The following is a 16,102-nucleotide window of genomic DNA, read 5'->3' on the forward strand; positions in this document are numbered from 1 at the left end:
CTTTATGAAAAAATTCAACGTGGTTATCGCGGACGATCACCCGATCGTGCTGCTCGGGGTACGCGAACTGGTGGAGCGCGACACGCGCTTTCAAGTCGTGGGCGAAGCGGTGTGTTCGGCGGGCCTGATCGAGCTGTTGCAGCGCCAGGGCGCCGACATCGTGATCACCGATTACAACATGCCCGGCGACTCACCCTACGGCGATGGGCTGAAGCTGGTGGAGTACCTGAAACGGCATTTTCCGCAGGTGCAGATTTTGATCCTGACCATGATTTCCAACCACCTGATCCTCACGCGTCTGCAAGAGTTGGGCGTGGTCGGCATCATCCAGAAAAGCCAGTTGCACACCGAGATTCAACTGGCGCTCAAGGCGATTGCGCAACAGAGCGCCTACCGCAGCCTGGAGCCGCCCAAGACCTCGGTGATCGAGACCCTCACGGCCATCGACGAGCGCTTTACCAGCTTGTCGCCCAAAGAGTTCGAGATCTTGCGTTTGTTTATTTCCGGCATGAGCGTGAGTGATATTGCGCGCAGCCAGAACCGCAGTTCAAAGACCATCAGCGCACAAAAAATATCGGCCATGCGCAAACTTGAAGTGAGCAGCGACCAGGACCTTCTCGCCTATTGCCTGGCGCGCAATATCTTCAACTAAGCACACCGTGCAAGCCATTCCCGGGCAATGGCTTGGCCCCCTGTTTGCGGGCTCCAAAACTGCCTTGCGGTGCAACTAACCCGTCTATTGCGCGGCTTATAAGAATCGTCTTATTCGCTCGCAGCGCCTGCCCTCTTATTCTTTCCTCGCAGTTCAACAACCGCATTTTCCAACTAACACTTACGGACATCATCATGAAGAAGTTTTCCCTGGCTGTTATCGCCTCGGCCATTATCGCCGCCTCCGGCAGTGCATTTGCCGATGATCCGGCACCGACGCCTACCCTGGGCGGCAGCGGTAAAATTACCTTCACCGGCGTGATCAACAACGACGCCTGCTCGGTAGACGGCGCCAACTCCGATCGCAGTATTTCGGTGGACATGGGCAACGTTTCGATCAAAGACATGGGCACCGCGGAAAACCCAACCGCCGGCCGTGTAACTGCCAAAGACTTCAACCTGAACGTCAACTGCAACCAGGGCACCAAAGTCGCGATGATCTTTGACGCCAACAACGGCGGTTCGGGCCTGGTGACCGGCAAGAACGTACTGGCGCTGAACGCCGGTTCCGCTTCGGCTAAAAACGTCGGTATCGCCCTGCTCGACAGCAATGGCAGCTTGATCGACCTCAGCTCGCAGGCCACTGCGCGCATCGAAAGCACCATGCACGGCACCGGCACTGCCGGCGGCGACGCCACCCTGAGCTTTGCGGCTGCCTACGTCACCACCGGCGCTGCCGGTGCATCCACCGCCGGTCGCGGTGATGCCACCCTGCCGTTCATCCTGCAATACGAGTAACCCCGGCGCCCCGTGCACCGAACGCGCGAGGCCACACGGCCTCGCCATTCTTTTTTTGATTACACCGGATAACCCTCATGCTGCCTCGTTCTATTGCCGCATGCCTGGGGCTGCTGGGCATGCTTCTGGCTACCCAGGCCGCCGCAAGCATTTCATTGAATGCCACCCGCATCGTGTTCGATGGCGACCACAAAGAAGCCAATATCACCGTGCGCAACGGTAACCAGGATGTGTTGATTCAGTCCTGGGTCGACATGAATGACTCCAGCGGCAGCCGTGCTCCGTTTGCCGTCACCCCGCCACTGGCCCGGGTGTTCGCCAAGGAACAGCAACTGCTGCGCATCTTGTATGAAGGCACGGGCATGCCCACGGACCGCGAGTCGGTGGTGTGGTTGAACGTGCAGGAAATCCCCAAGGCCAGCGAGACCGAGAACACCTTGCAGTTGGCCATTCGCCAACGCATCAAGATTTTTTTCCGCCCTGCCGGCCTGACCGGCAGTGCGTTGCAGGCGCCTGCACAGCTGGAGTGGGCATTGGTCAAGCACGGCGCGCAAACGCTGTTGCAGGTGAAAAACCCGACGCTGTACCACGTGTCCATGGCCGACGTTAAGGTGCAGGCACAACTGGCGAGCGACTCGACCATGATCGCGCCCTGCGAGCAAAGACAGTTTGCGCTCAAGACGGCGCCAGCGCCCGGCCCGGTGCAACTGTCGTTTTCCAGCATCAATGACTACGGCGCACAGAACCATTACACCGCGCCACTTTCGGGCATCGCTGCACACGCCACCGAAGCACGCCTCAACCCCTAAGCACTTTCTCTAACCCACAGGCTCACGTTGCGTGCGTGTTCGCGTGCCCGCCTGTTCGCCAATCAGGGATGTCACAGGTCTTCGCATGTCTTTTCTTTCCAGTAACAGGCCCGCGCGTGGCGCACTGAAGTTGAAGACGCTGTCTTTCGCGATTGCCGCCGGCCTGCCGGCCTGGGCGATGGCCGAGGACACTGCGCAAACCTTCAACACCACGTTCCTGCAAGGCTCGCAGTCAACGGTCGACCTGCAGCAATTGCTCTCGGCCAACAGCGTGCTGCCGGGCAATTACCGCGTCGACCTGTACAGCAACGAAGTGCTGGTGGGCCGGCGCGATATCGACTTCAAGCGCAACCCGAAAAACGACCGGGTCGAAGCCTGCCTGACCCTCGATCTGCTCAAGCAGCTGGGCATCGACATGCACCGCCTCCAGGCCGAAGGCAAAATCGACCCGCAGCAGCCGCAGGAATGCTATGCCCTCGCCGAGATGATCGAGGAGGCCAGCGTGCGTTACGACAGCAGCCGCCTGCGCCTGATGGCGAGCATTCCGCAGGTGGCCATGCAGCGCGGCATGCGCGGTTACGTCGACCCGCAACTATGGGATGACGGCGTGCCCGCAGCGTTTATCAACTACCAGCTCAACAGCAGCCGCACCGCCGGCGACTACAAAACGCGCCTCTCCAATAACCTCGGCCTGCGCAACGGCATCAACCTGGGCGCGTGGCGCCTGCGCAATGAATCGAACTTGAGCGGCGGCACCGGGCGCTCGAACACTTACACCAGCAACCGTACTTACCTGCAGCACGACGTGACGGCGATCAAGGGCCAGTTCAGCGCCGGTGAGATTTTCTCCGACACCGACCTGTTCGACAGCGTGCGTTATCGCGGCCTCAAACTGGCCTCCGATGACGGCATGCGCGCCGACAGCGAACGCGGTTATGCGCCGGTGATCCGTGGCGTGGCGCAGACCAACGCGACGGTGGAAATCCGCCAGAACGACTACATCCTCTACACCGCCAACGTCGCGCCGGGGCCGTTCGAGATCAACGATATCTACCCCAGCGGCTCCAACGGCGACCTGCAAATCACCGTGATCGAAGCCGACGGCACGCGCCGCGTGACGATGCAGGCGTTTTCCAGCTTGCCGATCATGGTGCGTGAAGGCCAGGTCAAGTACAGCCTCTCGGCGGGTACCTTCAAGAGCAACGCCGACGGCCTGGCGAGCCCGCGTTTTCTCAGCGGCACCCTGGCGTACGGCCTGACCAGCAACCTCAGCGGAATTGTCGGGTTGCAGGCCAGCGAGGACTACAACGCACTGTCCATTGGCGCCGGCAAGAACACCTCGTTCGGCGCCTTCTCGCTGGACACGACGCACTCCTCCAGCAAGGCGCAGGGCAAAACCACCCAGGGCAGCAGCGTGCGGGCGCTGTATGCAAAAACCTTCACCGGTACCGACACCAACTTCACCCTGGCCGCCTACCGCTACTCCACCGAGGGCTACCGCACCCTCAGCGACCATGTCGAAGACAACAGCCAGGACGTGCGTGTGCGCACCGGCCACTCTAAAACCCGCACCGACCTGACCATCAACCAGAGCATCGGGCGCAACAACGAATTTGGCAGCGTGTACGTGAATGCCAGCGACCAGCGCTACTGGAACCGCGGCGGCTCGCAGAGCTTTTCGGCCGGCTACACCAGCAACTGGGGCGACCTAAGCTACAACCTCGGCGTAACGCGCACCAAGCAGATCGTCACCTGGGGCCAGCCGAGCAGCGACACGCAATTGAACCTGTCGATTTCGTTCCCGCTGGGCAGCCAGGCCCGCGCGCCGCGCGCGTTTGTCACCACCAGCCGGCAGCACGGCGACACCACCACGCAGGCGGGCATCAATGGCTACGTCGCCGATACCAGCGACACGTTTTATTCGGTGCAGGCCGGCCACAGCGACACCAGCGGGGATTCCGGTTCGGTGAACATCAACAGCCGGACGTCCGTGGCGGATGTGAGCCTGGGCTACAGCCAGGGCCAGGGTTACAACTCGCAGAACCTCAACCTCGCCGGCTCGGTGGTCGCTCACGCAGGCGGTATCAACCTGGGGCAGACGGTCAGTGAGACCTTCGCACTGGCCGAAGTGCCAGGCATTTCCGGCGCGAAGATCAGCAGCTACAGCGGCGTAGAGACCGGCTATAACGGCTATGCAGTGATCCCCAATGCCCAGCCTTACCGGGTGAACTGGGTCAGCCTGGACACCCGCGACCTGGGCGGCAATGTGGAAATCAGCAACGCCACCCAACAAGTGGTGCCGCGCCGTGGCGCGATCGTGGTGGCGCACTACAGCGGCACCACCGGGCGCCGGGTGTTGTTCGAGTTGTTTGATGCGCAGCACAAGCCTCTGTCGTTCGGGGCTTCGCTGGAAGACTCGACCGGCAAGCAACTGGCGATTGCAGACCCGAATGGCAATGCGCTGGCGTTGGTGGAAGAGGATCAGGGCACATTGATCATCAAGTGGGGTGATCAGCAGTGCAGCGCAAGCTATGCGTTGGCGCCGCAGAACAAGGCGCTGAACTATGAGCGCCAGGCGTTGGTGTGTGGGCCTTGAAGGGGCAATCCACATCCTTGCTGTCTGATTCTCGAAGATCCAAATGTGGGAGCGGGCTTGCTCGCGAACGCAGTGTGTCAGTCACCAGATACATCAACTGACACTCCACCTTCGCGAGCAAGCCCGCTCCCACATTTAGGTTGAGGTACAGCTTAAGGTCAGCGTTTAGGCTAAGGTGCTGCCGATGCGCCCTCCTCTTCGAGACTTGCCCATGCGTAACCTGATTTTCGCCGGTGCCTGCCTGCTGGCCACAGCCCTCGCAGGCTGCCAGCAAACCCCACCCGCCAACGATCAACTCGACGCCGTGCTCTGGACCCAGACCTCCATCGAGCACGAGTTGATCTACCGCCAACTGTTCGCCAACGCTACCCGCCAGCTCGGCGCGGCCCTGGCCGAACCGACCTGGGACGCCCTGCCCTTGCCGCCACGCAACCTCAACGGCCTGCCCCCGGCCGTGGTGGTCGATATCGACGAAACCCTGCTCGACAACGTGCCGCTCAATGCCCGCGACATCATCAACAACCAAGTCTATTCATACGCACGCTGGAACACCTGGGTCGACCAGGCCAAGGCCCAGGCGTTGCCGGGCGCAGTGGCGTTTCTGCAAGCGGCCGAGCAAAAAGGCATCAAGGTTTACTACCTCACCAACCGCGAACACAGCCAGGTCGCAGCCACGGTCGCCAACCTGCGCCTGCGCGGCTTCCCGGTGGACAGCGACGAGCAAGTGCTGGCCGCCAGTACGCCGACCGGCCACTGCGAAAGCGCGGGCTATGGCAAGAACTGCCGCCGCCAATGGGTCGCAAACAATGCCCGCGTGCTGCTGATGGCGGGTGATTCGCTAGGGGACTTCGTGCAGGCCGAGCACAACACCCTCGCGGACCAGCGCAAGGCCGTCGCGCCCTATGTGAAATGGCTGGGGCAGCGTTGGTTCCTGCTGCCCAACCCGAGTTACGGTAACTGGTACAGCGCGCCGTACGGGGATGATGAGCAATTGCCGTTCGAGCAGAAACGCAAACTCAAGCAGCAGGCGTTGCAGCTGCAGGAGTAAGACGCTGGAACGCTGGCCGCTCGCGCAGGAAAAAAGGCAGTAAGCGCCTGCCGCATGCATGTGCACCTACCTGTCCGTTCAGTCAGTGCCCATGGCCGCGCAACTTTGGCAAACTACGGCGCGACGCTGCCGCTGCGTGCAGCCCAACAAGGATGGAACAATGACTGGCATGGACTCGATCATTCGACAATTTTCTGCCGAAGGCGCCACCCATCTCTACTCCAGCCCGCCCTCGGTGTTGACACCCGCCGACCTGTACCGTGCCAAGAGCGATGGGCCTTTCCGAGAGGCCATCGCCGGCAGCAATATTTACCTGATCACCGCGCGGCGGCGGGTGCTGATCAACCCTCATGACATCTACCTGCTCGGGCGATCGGCGCACGGCAGTTTTATCGTGATGGATGAACAGGGCGTGCAGTCCATCCCCTTCCGTTATGACATCCCACGGATCGGGCCTGAGGATCAGGATGAGATTGAACAGGTGTTCGTCGCGCCCAACGGCACGCACCTGACCATCCTGTCGACCTCACGGCAAATGACCACCGCCGCGCATATCGTGGTGGCCAACGCCACCAGTGCCCTGCAAGCAGACCATCGGGACATGAACGTGCTCTATGTCGGCCAGGGCATCGGCAAGATTCACGCGCGTACGGCGGTGGACCGGTTGTTGAACCACACCACCTTGCAACGCATCCTGGCAGAAACTTCGACCAACAGCCCGGAGCTGGAGGTTTCCATTCTGCTCTACCGGTTCGAGCACGGCCGGACGATGATCAGCAACGGCGGTGACTTCAACGCTGAACCGACGGCCAGCGAACAACAGGACTCGGCGCATTTCGACCGCCTGCGCAGCGTGCGTTTGAATCGCGATGAGGTCATCACGCTGGCGGAAGCGGCGCTGATCAATCACTTCAAGCCGCATTACAACACGTTGCTCAAGGCCACGAATTTCGCCGCCAGCAACAAGATCAAACCGCTGAAAAAACTGCTCGCCAAGGGCATCACCGGGCTGACCGTAGAGATCTGCAGCGCCACGCTCAATGCCCGACTGGGCACCAGCGACGCGCTGCCCATGGCATTGAACACCTTCATGCCGGCCGACGTCCTTGAGGGCTGCAACCTCGACACCGAGCAGCAAAAGCAAGCCTGGGCTGAAGAACTGCGGGTCATGGCGCACACGCACTACGCGAGTTTCCCCCTGACTACGCCCCAGGAGCGCGACACCTTCATGCATGGCATGGTGTGGATGGGCGAGTCGGTGCGCGAACAGATCTGGCCACTGCCCGGCAAGGGTGCCTAGGTACCTGCCAACAAATGATGCTCCTGTAGCAAACGGACTTGTTGTGTCTGCCGGACGTGTTGTGGCGAGCGGGGCTGTTGTGGCGAGCGGGCTTGCCCCGCGTTGGGCTGCGCAGCAGCCCCAGAACCTGACGACGCGGTTTACCCGTTATACCGCGGCGGTTGGATTGGGAGCGCTTCGCACTCCAACGCGGGGCGAGCCCGCTCGCCACAGTAAGCCCGCTTGCCACAACAGCCCCGCGCGCCACAACAAGCCAGCTCACTTCAAATCAAAGGGTACGGGCCGCGATAGCTTCAACTTCCACCAACGCCCCCGGCAAGGGCAACGCCACCACTTGCAACGCCGTACGCGCCGGTTTGTTCGGCTGTTCAGGCGTGCCGAAGAACTGCGTATAACCACGCTGCAACCCGGCAAAGTCCAGCTTGCCACCGGTTTCTTCAGCACCGACCAGAAACACCCGCAACTGCACGATATCGCCCAGGTCCAGGTCTTGTTGTTGAAGGATCTTGCGCAGCTTGTTGAACACCGACACCGTCTGCACTTCGGTGCTGCCGTACGCGGCTGGCGTGCCTGCCGGTGCCTGCGCGTCGGCAAGATCCGGTAAGGTGCCGCTGACGAAAATCAGGCTGGCAGACGCCGGCACAGTCACGGTTTGCGAGATCGGAAAATCACCGACGCTGGTACGTTGAATGCTGTCGCTCATGAGGATGCTCCTTAAGACGCGGCCAATGCCGCACGCTGTGTTTGTTGCGTCACGCGGTCAGCCAGTTGCGCAACCACATGGCGCGCCGAGTTGGCCGCCGATTCCTGCCAGATGCCCACGCCGCTTTGCACCAGACCATCCCCGGCGAAATACACGCGGCCATGGGCCTGTTCGAGCAAGGCACTGGCGTCGGCGGGGAAGTGTTCGCGTTGCAGCCACGGGCCTTCGCTGTAGGGAATCTGTTCCCAGGACACGGCCAGCGGGTTGCGCAGGTGTTTGGCGTAACCCGGATGCAACAGCTCCACGGCCTCCCTGGAGGTGGCGTACTGCTTATCGAACGGCTGCGCGCCAAACACGTCGGCGCCCTCCCCGGTCACGTATCCGGCCACCAGCAAGCCTTCGCGGGTGTTGAGGTCGTTGCTCGGGTACCAGAGCAGGCGCGCCGGGTGTTCGATCCAGGACAGGCCGCCGTAGGTGCGGTAGTCGGTTTCCCAGAAGCGCGGCGATTGCCACGCCACTTTGGTGGCCTGGTCGCTGCGGGTGCTGAGCAACGCGGCTTTGATCGGGTCGCTGAAATCGGTGTCGAGTTTGGCCAGCAGCGGCAGCGGTAAGGTCGAGACCAGGTAATCAGCGCGCACCACCTGTTCGCGGCCACTGTGTTTATCGTGGTAGGTCACCGCCACGCCGTCTTCCAGCTGACGGACCTGCCTGACCTGCGCGCCCAACTGCACGTGTTCGCTGACGCGTTGGTAGAAAGCGTCGGTGATGCGGTCCATGCCGCCGACCGGCTGGAACATGGTTGCCGAGAACTCAGGGAACTCGGTGTGCAATAACGCGCCCCACAGTTCGGGGTGCAGCAAGCGGTCCAGCGCCAGCGGGCTGCGGCTGGCGGGCAATGCGCCGGGATGCGCGGGCGATTCCAGGTGACCGGCGCGCAGGCTGCCCTCATAGGCCAGTTCTTGCGACAGATCGCCGTAGACCTGCAAGAAGGCCAGCAAGCGCGTGCGCTCTTCGCTGCTCAACACATCATCGAGTGCATCACGCTGCACGGCCTTGGCCAGCAAGCCGGACAAGTGCCCACGCGCATCATTGATCGCCTGTCCAACGGTGAATGCCGGCTGTTGCAGGTCCGGGCGCACCTGCGCGCCATGGCTGCTGTTGACCAGCACTTCCAGCGGCACGCCCAGCTCGCTGCAGTAATCCAGAATCGTACGGTGCTGGCTGGGAATCCTGGCCGGGCCGGCGTTGAAATACAGGCCCTGATCAAATGCCACGGTTTGCGTGCGGCCGTCCTTGTAGTCCACGCGGTCGCCATGGCGCAGGGTCCAGGTGCGCCCGCCGACGCGATCGCGCGCTTCCAGCACTTGCACACTGAACCCGGCGCGGGTCAGTTCCAACGCAGTGACCAGCCCGGCAATCCCCGCGCCCAGCACCAGCACGCGGGTGCCCTGCCCCAGGCCGGGCTTGAGTTCCAGCGGCTGTGGGCGCCGGTGCGACGACGGCCCCAGGCCCAATACCGCCAGTGCATCCTTGACTGCCTGCTCACCGCCTACCGCGGCAATGCTCGACAGCGCTTCACGTCGTGTCAGTCCCATTATCGATGCTCCTAGTCCGGCAGGCCCGGTGGGTTGATCAGCGACTTATCGACGCGCTCGATGTCCAGGCCCCAACGCTGCAGCACCTGTTCGTATTGGCCGCCGGCAATCGCGCCTTCAAGCGCCGTGTGAATCGGCTGGACCAGGCCGTTGTCCTTGCGCGTGGTCACGGCGATATCCGCTTTCAGCGGCCAGCCACCATTGACCGTGCCGACAAGCTTGATGCCACCGGTGATGGCCGCCGAATAGGCGTACACCGAGTTAGGCCCGAACAGCGCATCGCTGCGCCCCGATTGCACCGCCAGCTGCGCGGCGGCCTGGTCGTCGAAGTACTGCAACAGCGCAGGCTTGATGCCGGCCTTTTCATTCGCCTCGTTCCACGCCAGCAGGACTTTTTCCTGGTTGGTGCCAGAGCCGACAATGATCTTCAGCCCGGCAATGTCCGCGGCCTGCTTGATCGCGGTGATCTTGCTGGTGCTCTTGACGTAAAACCCCAGCACATCCTGGCGATACGTGGCGAAGTCAAAACGCTTCTTGCGCGCTTCGGTCACGGTGACGTTGCTGATCACCGCGTCGTATTTGCCTGAGCTGACGCCCAGCGGCCAATCCTCCCAACTGGTCTGCACCACGTTGAGTTGCAGGCCAAGGCTGTCGGCGATCAGCTGCGCGGTGTCGGCCTCGCTGCCGATGGTGGTCTTGTCGTCATTGGCCAGCAGCGCCAGCGGTGGCCCGGCCACGCCGGACACAGCCACGGTGAACTTGCCCGGCTGGGCAAACTTGAAGCCCGGCGGAATCTGCGCAATGGCTGCTTCGTTGCGCGGCACATGAATGCGCACGCGGTTGGGGCTGAGGTCGACCTGTTGCACGGCAAAAGCGCTTTGCGCGGTGCTGACGGCAAGCGCCAGCAAAGCCACGCGGGCGGTATGGATGAACATGGCAGTCACTCCTTGAACTAAAGCACCTTGCCGAGAAAGGCCACGGTGCGGGGATGTCGGGGTTGGCGGAAAATCTGCTCGGGCGGGCCCTCTTCGATCAGTTGGCCGTCGCATAGGAACACCACGTGGTCGGCCACCTCACGGGCGAACCCGATCTCGTGGGTGACGATCACCAGGGTCACGCCCAGTTGGGTCAGACCCTTGATCACATCGAGCACCTCGCCCACCAGTTCCGGGTCGAGGGCTGAAGTAGGTTCGTCAAACAGCAGCACCTTGGGGTCCAGCGCCAGGGCACGGGCGATGGCCACGCGCTGTTGCTGACCACCGGAGAGCTGGCGCGGGTAGGCATCGACCTTGTCCGCCAGGCCAACCTTGGCCAGCAACTCGGCGGCCTTGAAGTGGGCTTCGGTCTTACGCCAGCGTTTGTGGGCCAGCGGCGCTTCGGCGATGTTTTCCCAGGCGGTGAGGTGCGGGAACAGGTTGAAGTTCTGGAACACGAAACCCACGTCGATGCGCCGCTTGAGAATCTCGCGCTCTTTTAATTCGTAAAGCAGGTCACCCTTGCGCCGGTAGCCGACGTATTCACCGTCGATGGTGATGTGCCCGCTGTCGATCTTCTCCAGGTGGTTGATGGTGCGCAGCAAGGTGGATTTGCCCGAGCCGGACGGCCCGAGAATCACCGTGACCTTGCCCGGGTCAATGGTCAGGTCGATGTCTTTGAGCACCTGCTGGTTGCCAAAGCGCTTGCCCACGCCCTGGATCTGGATGCGCCCGGCGCGTGCTTCACTCATGGGTTTTCTCCTTGAGCCAGCGGCGGATGCGTTGCAGCGGCGTCGGCGGCAGCACGCGTGCGGTGCCACGCGCAAAGTGGCGCTCGACGTAATACTGGGCGCTGGTCAGCACGGTGGTGATGATCAGGTACCACACGGTGGCCACGATCAGCAGCGGGATCACTGCCTGGGTGCGGTTGTAGATGACCTGCACGGTGTAGAACAGCTCCGGCAAGGCCAGCACGTAGACGATGGACGTGCCCTTGACCAGGCCGATGATTTCGTTGAAACCCGAGGGCAGAATCGAGCGTAAGGCCTGGGGCAGAATGATGCGGAAGATACGCCGCGAGGCCGGCAAGCCCAAGGCCGCCGCCGCTTCATGCTGGCCGGCGTCCACGCCGATCAGGCCGCCGCGAATGATCTCTGCCGCGTAGGCCGCTTGCATCAGGCTCAGGCCCAACACCGCCACGGTGAATTGACTGAGCACATCCACCGTCGACCATTCAGCGAACACCACGCCGGTGAACGGCACGCCGAGTACGATGTGGTCATACAGGTAGGCAAAGTTGTAGAGGATGATCAGCACCAGCAGCGCCGGCATCGAGCGGAAAAACCAGATGTAGCCCCAGGCCAACGCCGCCAGCAGCGGCGAGCCCGACAGCCGCGCCAGGGCCAATGCAGTGCCGAGGATGATGCTGAACACGGTGCTGAGCAATGTCAGCAACAGCGTCTGGCCCAGGCCACGCAGCACCGACGGCGAGAAGAACCACTGGCCGAACACGCCCCACTCCCAGCGCGGGTTGGTGGCCAGCGAATGCACGATGGCCAGCAGCACCAGCGCGGCGAAAATCGACCCGGCCCAGCGCCACGGGTGCCGGGCCGGCACCACGTGCAAGGCTTTGATCGGCGTTGCGACACGCGCCTGGCGAACCGGGTAGTCGGTGACCTCATCGATCAGGTCATAGGTTTTGGCGACAATGGGCATGGTCTATTCCTCGCGAGTTGCGGCCTTAGAAGGCGTAAGTCAGCCGGGTGTAGTAGTACCCGCCGGTAAAACCGTAGGGCGAATACGTGCCGTAGCTGGCGAGCATGGTGCTGCTCGGCACGCCTTGTTTTTTGGGGTATTGGTCGAACAGGTTCTTGGCGCCGACGGCGACGTTCAGGTCTTTGGTGAGGTTGTAGCCAAGGTCGAGGTCGGTAATCCACTTGGCGCTGTAGACCCGGTCGAGGCTGCGGTCGGCGGAAACGTTGACCTCTTTGTAAGCGCCGTAACGGGTCAAGGCCAGGTTGAGGTTGAAGCGGTCGATGCTCCAGTCACCGCCCAGGATCAGCTTGGTCTTGGGCTGCACATCGGTGATCAGGCCGCGGGCCTGGCGGTCCATCAGGTCATAGGAGGTGCCAAGGATGTCGGTGGACGCCTTGTAGTTGAGGATCTTGGTCTGGTTCCAGTTGAACGCCGCCGTCCACTTCAGCGAGCCGTACGGGCCGATGTCCTGGTTGTAGTTGCTGACCAGGTCCAGGCCTTTGGTGCGGGTGTCGGCGCCGTTGATGAAGTACTGGCCGCCGGAAGTGGAGTTGATGCCGTTGTTCTGCAAGACCTGGGTGACTTCCGGGCCGAGCAGGGTGCCGGTCAGGGTGATGCGGTCACGCAGGTTGATCACGTAGGCGTCGGCGGTGAAGTTCAAGCGGTCGGTGGGCGTGAGGGTGAAACCGAGGCTGAAGTTGGTCGAACGCTCGGGTTTCAAGCCCTCGGCGCCCAAGGCCTTGGCCGCCGCCGACCCCACGGGCAACACGCCGTAGTTGATCGATTGATACACGCCGTCGACCACGCCATAGGTCGTGGAGCGCGCGCTGAACAGGCTGTTGGCCAGGGACGGCGCGCGAAAACCATTGCTGACCGTGGCGCGCACGGCGAACTGCGGGGTGAAATCGTAGCGCGTGGTCAGTTTGCCGCTGCGGGTCGCGCCGACGCCTTCGTTGTAATGCTCATAGCGCAACGCGGTGCCCACGTACCAGTCCGGCAGCGGGTTGAAGCCCACATCGACATAGCTGGCGAGGCTGTTGCGCGAGGCGCTGCTCTCTTCCGCCGGTGAAATGCCGTTGGTGACCTGCGCCCCGGACGACGCGCAATTGCCCGGCGCCACGCAGTAACCGCCATTGGCATAGGACGCGTAGTCACCGGCCTGCACCTCATAGGTGTCGCGCCGATGCTCGAAGCCGTAAGACAGGTCCAGCGGCTTTTGCAGGCCAATGTCGAAGCCGCGCTTGAAGTCGAGGTTGGTGGTCAGCTCGGTGGAAATCCAGGTGCCGGAGGTGAAGCTGTTGGGCGTGTACTCGCCCAGCGACGGGTTCTGGTTGTGGGTGGTGCCCTGCTCCGCTTCGTTGCGCCCGTAGGTGGTGGACAGATCCCAGTCCCACGCGCCGACCGTGCCCTTGCCGCCGAACGCGGCCTGGAAATCATCCTCGTCGATGTACCAGGTCGGCGTGTAGCCGGCCGGGTAACCATTGGGCCCGGTGGTGATGGTGTTGGTGATGGTCGGCAGGCGGAAGTTCTGGCCTTGCTCGGCCTTGCGCCGCGAGTAGGTGGTGAAGGAATACAGGCTCAAACTGTCATCAATCGGCAGTTCGGCGTTGTAGCCCAGGGTCAGCAGGTTGGTCTTGGGCGTGCCGTAACCGCCATAAGTGGACTTGCCCGCCAGGCCATAGGCTTGCTCGTAGGTATAACCGTTGGCGCTGGCCTTGTTGTCGTCATTCTGGCTGCGTGCGTCCAGGGCCAACTGCACGATGCCGCCGTTGCCGATTTCGAAACCCTTGTTGAGGCTTTGCTGCACGGTCTGTTTCTTGCCGTCGTAGCCCTGGCCGATATTGGTCACAGCGGTGCCGCTGGTGTCGGCCTTGAGGATCACGTTGATCACCCCGGCAATGGCGTCCGAGCCGTATTGGGCGGCAGCGCCGTCGCGCAGCACTTCAACGTGGTCGATGGCGCTGATCGGGATCAGGTCGAGGTCGGCCGGTGCCGCGCCGGTGTTGATGCCGTTGATGTTCAGGGTGGCGCTGGTGTGACGGCGCTTGCCGTTGACCAGCACCAGCACTTCGGCGGCACTCAGGCCGCGCAGGTTCGGGGCGCGGGCAATACCGCTGGCGTCCCAACCGGTTTTTTCCGGCAGGGTCAGCGACGGGATCACCGCGCTCAAGGCTTCCATCAAACCGGGCTTGCCGGTGCTTTGCAGTTGCTTGGCGCTGACGACATCGATTGGCACCGGGCTGCTGGTGACGGTGCGCTGCTCGGCGCCACGGTTGCCGGTGACCACCACGGTGGACAGGGTGCTGTCGTCCTGGGCCTGAGCTGCACTCGCCAGCAGGGCCAGCGCCAGGGCGGTGGTGGGGTGTAAAACGTGCTTCATGGCCACTCCAGACTTTCCAGATCGCGAAGTCGGGCGCTCGCGCGGTCGTGCGCGGTGCTCGGATTTTTCGAGGGTGTTTCGGCGATTGGAAACTAGGTGTGGGGCGAGCGAGGGGTTTGAATGGGCAACATACGTTGAACTCCGTTCCAACGATTCTGCCGCAGGGTCTTTACCCGGTTATGGCGCGCAGAATCTGAATCACGCTGGGTACCATCCGAGGTCAGGGGTAGGCTGTTGCGATCAAACATAACGGAATGGATTTTAAAAATATAATGCTATTTGGGCATAAGCTAATATTCTCCAATTTCATTATTTATTAATAATTTTATTCGCATTGGTAATGTTTTATTGAGATCAGGCGCGGGTTGCCAGCGTGGTGTAACTGAGCACCCAGGATCAAAATCTACAGCTCGGCAGGCTGACAGCCGACCTGATCCTGGAGGCTGCACTCAATCAAATGTGGGAGCTGGCTTGCCTGCGATGCAGACAACTCGGTGTATCAGGCATACCCGGTTGATGCCATTGCGGGCAAGCCCGCTCCCACATTTGGATCTCTGTGCATCAGATAGATGTGTTGCTGTGCTTTTGCCTCTACCACTCAGGTCGGCTACCAGGCCGCCGTGCTCTGCTTTTCCAAAGCCTGCGTGAGGGCACACAGAGCCCAGGCGAGGTGCCGAGTGGTGGGGCGAGGACCTTTTGGTTACTTTTGGGTCCGTACAGGTCCTTCCAAAAGTGACCCGCTGTAAGAGCGGAACCCATAGCGGCCGTTACCGCAGCAACGGATATCTACACGAGCTACCACCATCCCAGGCAACCCAGCCCCCACATTTTCCACCCCATTGCTTCACTTCATCTCGCCGGCCGCAGCAACTGCATCTGCTGGCGATAATCATCCGTCACCTGCCGCGCCTGGCTGCTGCTGGTAATCACCCGAGGCGTAATCAACACAATCAACTCCGTGCGATCCTTGGACTTGCTGGTGTTACCAAACAACCACCGCAACCCGGGAATTTTGCCCAGATACGGCACAGCACTGACACTCTGCGCGTTGTCCTGCTTGATCAACCCGCCCAGCAACACCGTCTGCCCACTTTGCACCGCGACCTGCGTCGACACCGACCGCGTCGATATCCGCGGATTCACCGGCGTATCACTGGTACCACTCTGAGTTTCGGCATCACTGACCTGCTGCTGAATATCCATGTACACCAACCCGCCCGGATTAATGCGCGGCACCACATCCAGAATCACCCCGGTCTGCACGTACTCGACGCTGCTCAAGGTGGAATCGGCGTTGCCGGTATTCACCGTGGTCTGACTGATAGGAATGTTATCCCCCACCTGAATCTGCGCCGGCTGGTTATTCATCACCACCAACGACGGCGCCGACAGCACCTGAGTGCGCCCATTGGTCTCCAACGCATGCAACGCCACCTGCAAATTGGTGCTGACAAACGAATAAAACAACGAATCCGACGCCCCCAGCCCTGCCC

At 61.8% G+C, this 16,102-nt stretch carries 13 protein-coding genes; 6 read left to right on the plus strand and 7 right to left on the minus strand.

What is annotated here, in order from left to right:
- Positions 1-4: 4 nt before the first annotated feature.
- The 6 genes from FPT15_RS27380 to FPT15_RS27405 all read left to right on the plus strand — a co-directional run bounded on the left by FPT15_RS27380 (position 5) and on the right by FPT15_RS27405 (position 7,202).
- A complete protein-coding gene (locus FPT15_RS27380) occupies positions 5-652 on the plus strand; it encodes a response regulator (protein ID WP_053257033.1) in 648 nt (215 codons plus the stop codon).
- Between the two features lie 194 nt (positions 653-846).
- Entirely contained in the window at positions 847-1,449 is a 603-nt protein-coding gene (locus FPT15_RS27385; protein WP_145165911.1) for a fimbrial protein, read from the plus strand.
- Between the two features lie 77 nt (positions 1,450-1,526).
- Positions 1,527-2,258, plus strand: coding sequence for a molecular chaperone (locus FPT15_RS27390; RefSeq protein ID WP_145165912.1), 732 nt, complete (start codon positions 1,527-1,529; stop codon positions 2,256-2,258).
- Positions 2,259-2,343: 85 nt separating this feature from the next.
- Positions 2,344-4,854 carry a fimbria/pilus outer membrane usher protein gene (locus FPT15_RS27395; protein WP_145165913.1) on the plus strand — a complete coding sequence of 837 codons (2,511 nt, stop codon included), beginning with the start codon at positions 2,344-2,346 and terminating at the stop codon, positions 4,852-4,854.
- Between the two features lie 211 nt (positions 4,855-5,065).
- The gene (locus FPT15_RS27400; RefSeq protein WP_145165921.1) at positions 5,066-5,902 is read left to right on the plus strand and encodes a 5'-nucleotidase, lipoprotein e(P4) family; all 837 of its coding nucleotides are present in this window, start codon (positions 5,066-5,068) and stop codon (positions 5,900-5,902) included.
- A 160-nt stretch (positions 5,903-6,062) separates the two neighbouring features.
- Positions 6,063-7,202 (plus strand): hypothetical protein, encoded by a 1,140-nt coding sequence (locus tag FPT15_RS27405; protein ID WP_145165914.1) that lies wholly within the window; start codon positions 6,063-6,065, stop codon positions 7,200-7,202.
- Between the two features lie 268 nt (positions 7,203-7,470).
- On the opposite strand, the gene FPT15_RS27410 is transcribed toward FPT15_RS27405, so the two are convergent.
- The 7 genes from FPT15_RS27410 to FPT15_RS27440 form a co-directional block, all read right to left on the minus strand.
- A complete protein-coding gene (locus tag FPT15_RS27410) occupies positions 7,471-7,905 on the minus strand; it encodes a RidA family protein (protein ID WP_145165915.1) in 435 nt (144 codons plus the stop codon).
- Between the two features lie 11 nt (positions 7,906-7,916).
- Positions 7,917-9,500: an FAD-dependent oxidoreductase gene (locus FPT15_RS27415; RefSeq protein ID WP_145165916.1), complete on the minus strand. Its 1,584-nt coding sequence runs from the start codon at positions 9,498-9,500 to the stop codon at positions 7,917-7,919.
- A gap of 11 nt (positions 9,501-9,511) precedes the next feature.
- Complete coding sequence (locus FPT15_RS27420; protein WP_145165917.1) at positions 9,512-10,435, minus strand: ABC transporter substrate-binding protein; 924 nt, start codon at positions 10,433-10,435, stop codon at positions 9,512-9,514.
- Between the two features lie 17 nt (positions 10,436-10,452).
- Positions 10,453-11,226, minus strand: coding sequence for an amino acid ABC transporter ATP-binding protein (locus FPT15_RS27425; protein ID WP_145165918.1), 774 nt, complete (start codon positions 11,224-11,226; stop codon positions 10,453-10,455).
- The gene (locus FPT15_RS27430) at positions 11,219-12,190 is read right to left on the minus strand and encodes an amino acid ABC transporter permease (protein WP_106578952.1); all 972 of its coding nucleotides are present in this window, start codon (positions 12,188-12,190) and stop codon (positions 11,219-11,221) included. The genes FPT15_RS27425 and FPT15_RS27430 overlap by 8 nt, the downstream gene beginning before the upstream one ends.
- A gap of 25 nt (positions 12,191-12,215) precedes the next feature.
- Positions 12,216-14,609, minus strand: a complete 2,394-nt coding sequence (locus FPT15_RS27435) for a TonB-dependent siderophore receptor (protein WP_145165919.1) — start codon at positions 14,607-14,609, stop codon at positions 12,216-12,218.
- An 849-nt stretch (positions 14,610-15,458) separates the two neighbouring features.
- Positions 15,459-16,102: type II secretion system protein GspD (locus FPT15_RS27440; RefSeq protein ID WP_145165920.1), on the minus strand; the 644-nt coding region annotated here is incomplete at its 5' end.

The organism is Pseudomonas sp. RGB, from assembly GCF_007713445.1.
In the GTDB taxonomy this organism is placed as follows: Bacteria; Pseudomonadota; Gammaproteobacteria; order Pseudomonadales; family Pseudomonadaceae; genus Aquipseudomonas.